This is a genomic window from Caldimonas mangrovi (assembly GCF_023721835.1).
In the GTDB taxonomy this organism is placed as follows: Bacteria; Pseudomonadota; Gammaproteobacteria; order Burkholderiales; family Burkholderiaceae_C; genus Caldimonas; species Caldimonas mangrovi.
This window is the reverse complement of record NZ_JAMKFE010000012.1, coordinates 141513-148022: the sequence shown is the minus strand read 5'-3', so window position 1 is coordinate 148022 and position 6510 is coordinate 141513. Positions and strand designations below refer to the sequence as shown.

Sequence of the window (6510 nt, the reverse complement as noted above, 5' to 3'; positions counted from 1 at the left end):
GTGATCAGCGCAAACCAACGCTCGACCTGATTGAGCCAGGAGCTGTAGGTCGGAGTGAAGTGCAGGTGGAATCGCGGGTTGCGCGCCAGCCACGCCTTGACCTTGGCGTGCTTGTGGGTCACGTAGTTGTCCACGATCAAATGCAGCTCCAGCTCAGGCGGCGTCTGCTTGTCGATCTGGCGCAGGAAGTCCAGGAACTCCTGGTGCCGATGTTGCGCTCGAACACGCGAGATGACCTGCCCGTTGGCTACATCGAGCGCGGCGAACAGCGTGGTCGTGCCGTGACGAACGTAGTCGTGGGTGACGCCTTCGACGTAGCCGAATCCCATCGGCAGCACAGGCTGCGTGCGCTCCAGCGCCTGAATCTGGCTCTTCTCATCGACGCACAGAACCAGCGCGTGATCGGGTGGATTGAGGTAGAGGCCGGTGATGTCGCGCACCTTCTCGACGAAGGCTGGGTCGTTGGACAACTTGAAGCTGCGTGAGCGATGAGGGGCGATGCTGGTCGCTCGGAATAGCCGGTGTGCCATGTCCTTGCTGATGTTCGCCTCGGCGGCGAAGCTGCGCACGCTCCAATGCGTCTGCTTGGCCGGACGCGTCTGCAGCGCTTGGTTCAGCAAGTCCGCGACTCGCTGATCGTCCAGCGTCCTCGGGCGACCTGGCCGCGGCTCACTACGTAATCCTGGCAACCCTTGCTCGGCATATCGCGCGCGCCACTTGCGGATCGTTGGCTGCGACACGCCGAGTTGCTCGCCGATGGTTCCTGGCAACATCCCATCGGCCGTCATCAGCACGATGCGAGCACGCTGCGCAACCGCTTGTGGTGTGCGCCGCGAACGCGCCACCTTCTCCAATTCGGCGCGCTGCTCTTGGCTCAACTCGATCGTCGCGTCTTCACGCAGGTGCATCGTCGTTCTCCGGCCGTCAATGTACCGGAGGACATGCAAAATTAATGCAAGATATTTTTGCGACAGGACACTAGCCCGGCCGGGCGGGCCCCTCAAACTCACGGCGTGGAGCGCCGTTCGGGAATCGCCTCGGTCCACAGCGCGATTTCCTCTTCGCTCATGTTGCCGTGCGGGACGACCCGGCCGTCCTGGTAGCCCTGTTCCTCGACGTCGCTCAGATACTGCTGCCGCGACAGCAGCGTTCCCTCGCAGACCTTGTCCTGCGGCGCAGGTGTCTCCTCCTCGAGCCGCAGGCGGTCGGACAGGCGTCTCATCACCCAGCCGGGCATCAGATTGCGCTCGTCCGGGTAGATGAAGCCGAACAGCACCAGGTGACTGAACAGCACGCGCCAGTGGGCGCCGAAGCGATCGAGCAGACGGTGCCAGTCGATGTCACCGGCACGGGCGCGCAACAGGTGTGCGACGTCGGCGCCATCGTAGCGTTCGCGCTCCATGATGAAGGCTTTGGACCAGAGCATTTCCTCCACCGGCGAGACCTTGACCCGCCGGCCGAGCAGCGGCACTTCCCCGGCATGGCGGAACCAGTCGTCGTCGACTTCGGTAACGCCATTGCCGGAATTGAAGATCAGGTCGATGAACTCCTTGCTCTCCTTGCCCGCGTAGACCTTTGCCAGCCAGTGGGGGTAGGCCATGTCGGTTCGATAGCCTGCCGCCCGCAAGGCCCGGGCCGCGCGTTCGTAGTCGGCGCGGCGCAGGAACAGGTCCAGATCTTTCGTCTGCCGCTCGATCCCGGTACAGCAGGCGAAGGCGTATGCCCCTCCGACCAGGAAGGAAACACCGGTGTCATCAAGGATCTCGAGCACCTGCCGGTAAAACGCGGCGGTGTCCGGGTCGAGATCGTCGCAGGAAGGTGGCGTCAGGGGCGCGTCGGGCATGGCGGCCAATCGAGGAATGATGATTGCCTGTACCCGCAAAAGACGTGCCTTGCACCTGATGCAGAGGCCCCTGGCCGCATACGGTGATTCCTACCGGCAAGCGCCGCGATCTACAGGAAAGGACGGGTACATGGACTTACAAGGAAGCGTGCGCTTTGCCGCCGTGGGCGACCTGCATTGCAAGAAAGATGCGGCCGGCACGTTGCGCCCGCTGTTCGCGCAGGCCGCCGAAGCGGCGGACGTCATCCTGTTGTGCGGTGACCTGACCGACTACGGGCTGGCCGAAGAGGCGCACGTGCTGGTGGAGGAACTGGCCGTCGCGAAGGTCCCGATCGTGGCGGTGCTCGGCAACCACGACTACGAGTCCGGCCACCCGGACGAGGTGCGCAAGATCCTCGTCGACGCCGGCATCACCGTGCTCGACGGCGAGGCCTGCGAGGTGCACGGCGTCGGCATCGCGGGCGCCAAGGGTTTTGCCGGCGGCTACGGACGCTATGCGCTCGGGCCGTGGGGCGAGGGCGTCATCAAGGCCTTCGTCAACGAGGCCATCCAGGAGGCATTGAAGCTGGAGACGGCGCTCGCGAAGCTGCGCACGCCACAGCGCATCGCCTTGCTGCACTATTCGCCGATCGTCGGCACCGTCGAGGGCGAGCCGGTGGAGATCTTCGCCTTCCTCGGCACCAGCCGGCTGGAAGACCCGCTGATCCATTACCCGGTGACGGCGGTGTTCCACGGGCACGCGCACCGCGGTCGCCCGGAAGGGCGCACCGTCAACAACATTCCGGTCTACAACGTCGCCAAGCCATTGCTGCAGCGCACCTATCCCGACCAACCGGCTTTCCGGCTGTTCGAGGTGCCGCGGCAGGAGGCCGGGTGAATCAGGCCATGTGCCACGAACGCCCGCGCGGCTTCAACGCTTGCGCCGGTAGGTGTTGCGCATCAGCGGCTGCCAGCGGCCGTCGTCGCCCTGCATATAGGCTTCGAGCCATCGCTCGTCGGCGCTCTTGATCGTGAACACGTCGCGGTAGCGCCGCATCTTCGAAGGGTCGGAGAAGTCCGGCCCGTCGGCCACCATGGTCAGCACGCGGCCCTCGGCGTCGAGCTCGCCCTCGTCGTAGACCCACAGGAAGGTCATCATCGAGCCGATGAAGCTGCCGGTGTAGCGTTGGATCTTCGGGTCGTAGCCCAGCGTCAGCTGCGAGCTTGCGGTTCCGCCACCGGGCATGTCGCCGCTCGCCTCGCACAGCAGCCAGACGTCGCCGAGCATGCGCACACGTTCCGTGCCGCTCCAGGTCTCGGTGGGCTTGCCCGGCTCGGACTCCGCCGGTTCGCCCTGGTAGGTCCAGTCGCCCACCATCTGTTGCAGCCAGCGGTGCTGCTCCTGCGCTTGCACTTGCTCCATGTGTCGCTCCGAGCGGATAAACCAGACGGTTCAGTATGGTGGGCGCAGGCGGCGTGTCAAGTTCCGGAAACTCGTAGGGGATCTTGCGCCGGGACCTCGGCCCATTCGATGCGCGCGCCGAGCTGGCGCAGGTTCTCGACGAAGCGGGGATGCGCGCGCCGGATCGGCGCCGCGTTGCGGATCACCGAGCGGCCTTCGATGCCGGCGGCCACCATCAGCAGGGCGATCGCGACACGGATGATGTAGGGGCTCTCGACCTCGGCGGGCACCAGCGGCTTGCCGCCGAAGGTGACGAGCCTGTGGGGGTCGGAAAGAAAGGCGTGCGCGCCGAACTTCGACAGCTCCGACGTCCAGCCCATCGCGCCGTCGTAGACCTTGTTCCAGAACATCATGCTGCCATGCGAGCGTACGCCCAGCGCAATGAAGATCGGCAGCAGGTCCACCGGCAGGTACGGCCAGGGGGCGGCCTCTACCTTCTGCAGCATGTTTGCGGTGAACGGTTCGCGCACCTGCAGCCGACCATCGATGCGGGCGCGCGACCAGCCGGCCTCGTGCGTGACATGGATGCCGAATTTCGCCAAGGTGCGGTCGATCAGCGGGAAGTGCCCCGGCGTCGAGTTCTTCACTCGCACGTCGCCGTCCGTGATCGCGCCGAGCGCGAGGAAGGTGACGGTCTCGTGGAAGTCTTCGGTGAACGTGAACTCGCAGCCGCCGAGGGCGTCGACGCCGGCAACCGTCAGGCGCGAGGTACCGGCACCTTCGATGTGCGCACCGAGCTTTTTCATGAACTCGCAGAACTCCTGGACATGCGGTTCGGAGGCGGCGTTCATCAGCGTGGAGGTGCCTGATGCCAGCGCCGCGCACATCACGAAGTTCTCGGTCGTGGTGACCGAGGCATAGTCGAGCCAGTGCTCGGTGGCGTGCAGCGGCCCGTTGCTGCGCACGATCAATGCGTCCGGCCGGCGCTCGATGCGCCCGCCGAATCGCTCGAAAACCTCAACGTGCGGATCGATCTCGCGCACCCCCAGCGTACATCCCTGCACGTCGTTCTCGATGCGCGCCATGCCGAAGCGCGCCAGCAACGGCGGCACCAGCATGATCGACGAGCGCATCGCCTCCGGCAGGCGGTGGCGCTGCTCGTCGAACAAGGTATGGCGATGCTGGATGTCGAGCACGCCGCGGGCGAAGTCCACCTGCACCGAACTGCCCAGCGCACGGAATACCTCGAGGATCTTCTTCACGTCGGTAATTTCGGGCACGCGCCTCAGACGCACCGGTTCGCGCGTCAACAGCGTCGCGCAGAGGATGGGCAAGACCGCGTTCTTGTTGGCCGACGGGACGATCTTGCCGACGAGCGGCGTGCCGCCGTGAACGATGAGGTTGGACATGAGGACTCTCGCTTGATGCAACGCGCCGCAGTGTCGAAGCGAGGGGTGAACCGAACGTGAAGCCTGTGTGAAGTGACAGGGCGGCACTGCTTTCGCAAACGATCTTTCCGCCGGTTACGGGCGGCGTTACTTTCCGATAACGAGTTGCGTTGCGGCCGCTCCGGATACTGGCCCGGCACCAAGCGCACGACGCACGGTGCAGTCCCAAACGTCAACACCGTAGGAGACATCAAATGCAGCGAACTCTCGCACACCCGAAGAGCCGGTTGAGATCCTGGCTCGGCGCTTCCTTCTCGGCCGCGGCCCTGGCGTTGGCCGGCTGCGGCGGCGGAGGCGACGACAGCGGCGCCGATGCAGCGGACGTCGACATCACCGAGCAGGAAGCGGCCGAGTTGGAGACGGACGCCACCGAACAGGCGATGCACGGCGGCTGGCGCCGTTGCGAGCACCGGGTCAACAACACGCAGCGCAAGCTGCTGGAGTGCGTCACGGTCCAGGGCGTGCGCCGGCACCTGCAGGCCTTGCAGGACATCGCCGACGCCAACAACGGCCATCGTGCTTCGGGGTCTTCGGGATACGACCAGTCGGCTGCCTATGCCGAACGCGTGTTACGCAACGCCGGCTACGTCGTGACGCGGCAGGAGTTCCAGTTCCAGACCTTCGTGCAGCTCTCGCCCGTGGTGCTGGAGCAAACGGCACCCGCCCCGGGCGGCCCGATCGACAACCACATCATGTCGTACTCGGGCAGCGGCGATGTCACCGCGGCGGTGAGCGTTCCCAGCGGTGCGGTGACCGGGTGTACCGCGGCCGACTTCGCAGGCTTCCCGGCCGGCCACATCGCGCTCGTCCAGCGGGGGGACGGCTGCCCCTTCGCCTTGAAGGCGACGAATGCGCACGCCGCGGGCGCTGTCGGCGTGGTGATCTACAACAACTTGCCTGAAGAGCTCAACGGTACGCTGGGCGCCGACTTCACGCTCGATCTGCCGGTGACCTCGGTCACGCTGGCCGTCGGTGAACAGCTCGCGGCGACCGCTGGCCTCGTGCTGCACCTGAAGACCGACACCTTCCGCGGGCTCGCCACCACGAGCAACGTGATCGCTGAATCGCGCCACGGCGACCCCACGAAGGTCGTGATGGTGGGCGCGCACCTCGACTCGGTCAACGAAGGCCCGGGCATCAACGACAACGGCACCGGCGCCGCAGGCATCCTCGAGACCGCCGTGCAGATGGGCAAGGTCAGGCCGCGCAACAAGGTGCGCTTCGCGCTGTGGGGGGCGGAGGAGTCCGGCCTGGTCGGGGCGACCCATTACGTGGCCAACCTGACGCAGGACGAAAAGGACCGCATCGCGCTGTACCTGAACTTCGACATGATCGGCTCGCCCAACCATGCCTTCATGATCTATGACGGCGACGACTCGGACGCCGAAGGCGCGGGCCCCGGCCCGGGCCGCTCCGATGAGATCGAGAAGCTGTTCGAGCGCTTCTACACCCGACGCGGCATCGCCTTCAAGGGCACCGACTTCTCCGGCCGTTCCGACTATGGGCCGTTCATGGACGAGGGCATCTCGTCCGGCGGGCTGTTCACGGGCGCCGAGGAGATCAAGACCGAGGAGGAAGTGGCGTTGTGGGGCGGTACGGCCGGCGTGGCCTACGACCCGTGCTATCACCAGGCCTGCGACACCATGAACAACGTCAACTGGGAAGCGCTGGGCATCAACGCCGACGCGGTGGCCTACTCGACGCTGCACTATGCGATGGAGCGGGATCGCAAGGGCGGCAAGCGCGTCAAGCAGGGCCATGGCAAGTTTTCTGCGGCGAACGAGGTTCTGCGCCGCCGCCATGGAGCGCAGCATTGAGCGTCGTCCCATGCTGATGTG

At 65.7% G+C, this 6510-nt stretch carries 6 protein-coding genes; 2 read left to right on the top strand and 4 right to left on the bottom strand.

Annotated elements, in window-relative coordinates; all coding sequences use genetic code 11:
• Positions 1–908, bottom strand: a 908-nt coding sequence (locus tag M8A51_RS18655; RefSeq protein WP_251780031.1) for an IS630 family transposase, incomplete at its 3' end; no start/stop codon positions are given.
• A 98-nt stretch (positions 909–1006) separates the two neighbouring features.
• Positions 1007–1843: a nucleotidyltransferase gene (locus M8A51_RS18650; protein ID WP_251780030.1), complete on the bottom strand. Its 837-nt coding sequence runs from the start codon at positions 1841–1843 to the stop codon at positions 1007–1009.
• 130 nt (positions 1844–1973) lie between these two features.
• Between M8A51_RS18650 and M8A51_RS18645 the strand changes: the two genes are divergently transcribed.
• A complete protein-coding gene (locus M8A51_RS18645) occupies positions 1974–2720 on the top strand; it encodes a metallophosphoesterase family protein (RefSeq protein WP_251780029.1) in 747 nt (248 codons plus the stop codon).
• A gap of 33 nt (positions 2721–2753) precedes the next feature.
• Here M8A51_RS18645 and M8A51_RS18640 read toward each other — a convergent pair whose 3' ends face one another.
• Both M8A51_RS18640 and M8A51_RS18635 read right to left on the bottom strand, forming a co-directional pair.
• Complete coding sequence (locus M8A51_RS18640; protein WP_251780028.1) at positions 2754–3245, bottom strand: DUF1579 domain-containing protein; 492 nt, start codon at positions 3243–3245, stop codon at positions 2754–2756.
• Positions 3246–3301: 56 nt separating this feature from the next.
• Positions 3302–4633: a UDP-N-acetylglucosamine 1-carboxyvinyltransferase gene (locus M8A51_RS18635; protein WP_251780027.1), complete on the bottom strand. Its 1332-nt coding sequence runs from the start codon at positions 4631–4633 to the stop codon at positions 3302–3304.
• A 233-nt stretch (positions 4634–4866) separates the two neighbouring features.
• Here M8A51_RS18635 and M8A51_RS18630 point away from each other — a divergent pair, with 233 nt between their 5' ends.
• A complete protein-coding gene (locus tag M8A51_RS18630) occupies positions 4867–6489 on the top strand; it encodes a M28 family metallopeptidase (RefSeq protein WP_251780026.1) in 1623 nt (540 codons plus the stop codon).
• The last annotated feature ends 21 nt before the right edge of the window (positions 6490–6510 follow it).

Coding starts and splice junctions, on each gene's coding strand:
- M8A51_RS18645 (WP_251780029.1), top strand. CDS start 1,974: ATGGACTTACAAGGAAGCGTGCGCTTTGCCGCCGTGGGCGACCTGCAT.
- M8A51_RS18635 (WP_251780027.1), bottom strand. CDS start 4,633: ATGTCCAACCTCATCGTTCACGGCGGCACGCCGCTCGTCGGCAAGATC.
- M8A51_RS18630 (WP_251780026.1), top strand. CDS start 4,867: ATGCAGCGAACTCTCGCACACCCGAAGAGCCGGTTGAGATCCTGGCTC.
- M8A51_RS18640 (WP_251780028.1), bottom strand. CDS start 3,245: ATGGAGCAAGTGCAAGCGCAGGAGCAGCACCGCTGGCTGCAACAGATG.
- M8A51_RS18650 (WP_251780030.1), bottom strand. CDS start 1,843: ATGCCCGACGCGCCCCTGACGCCACCTTCCTGCGACGATCTCGACCCG.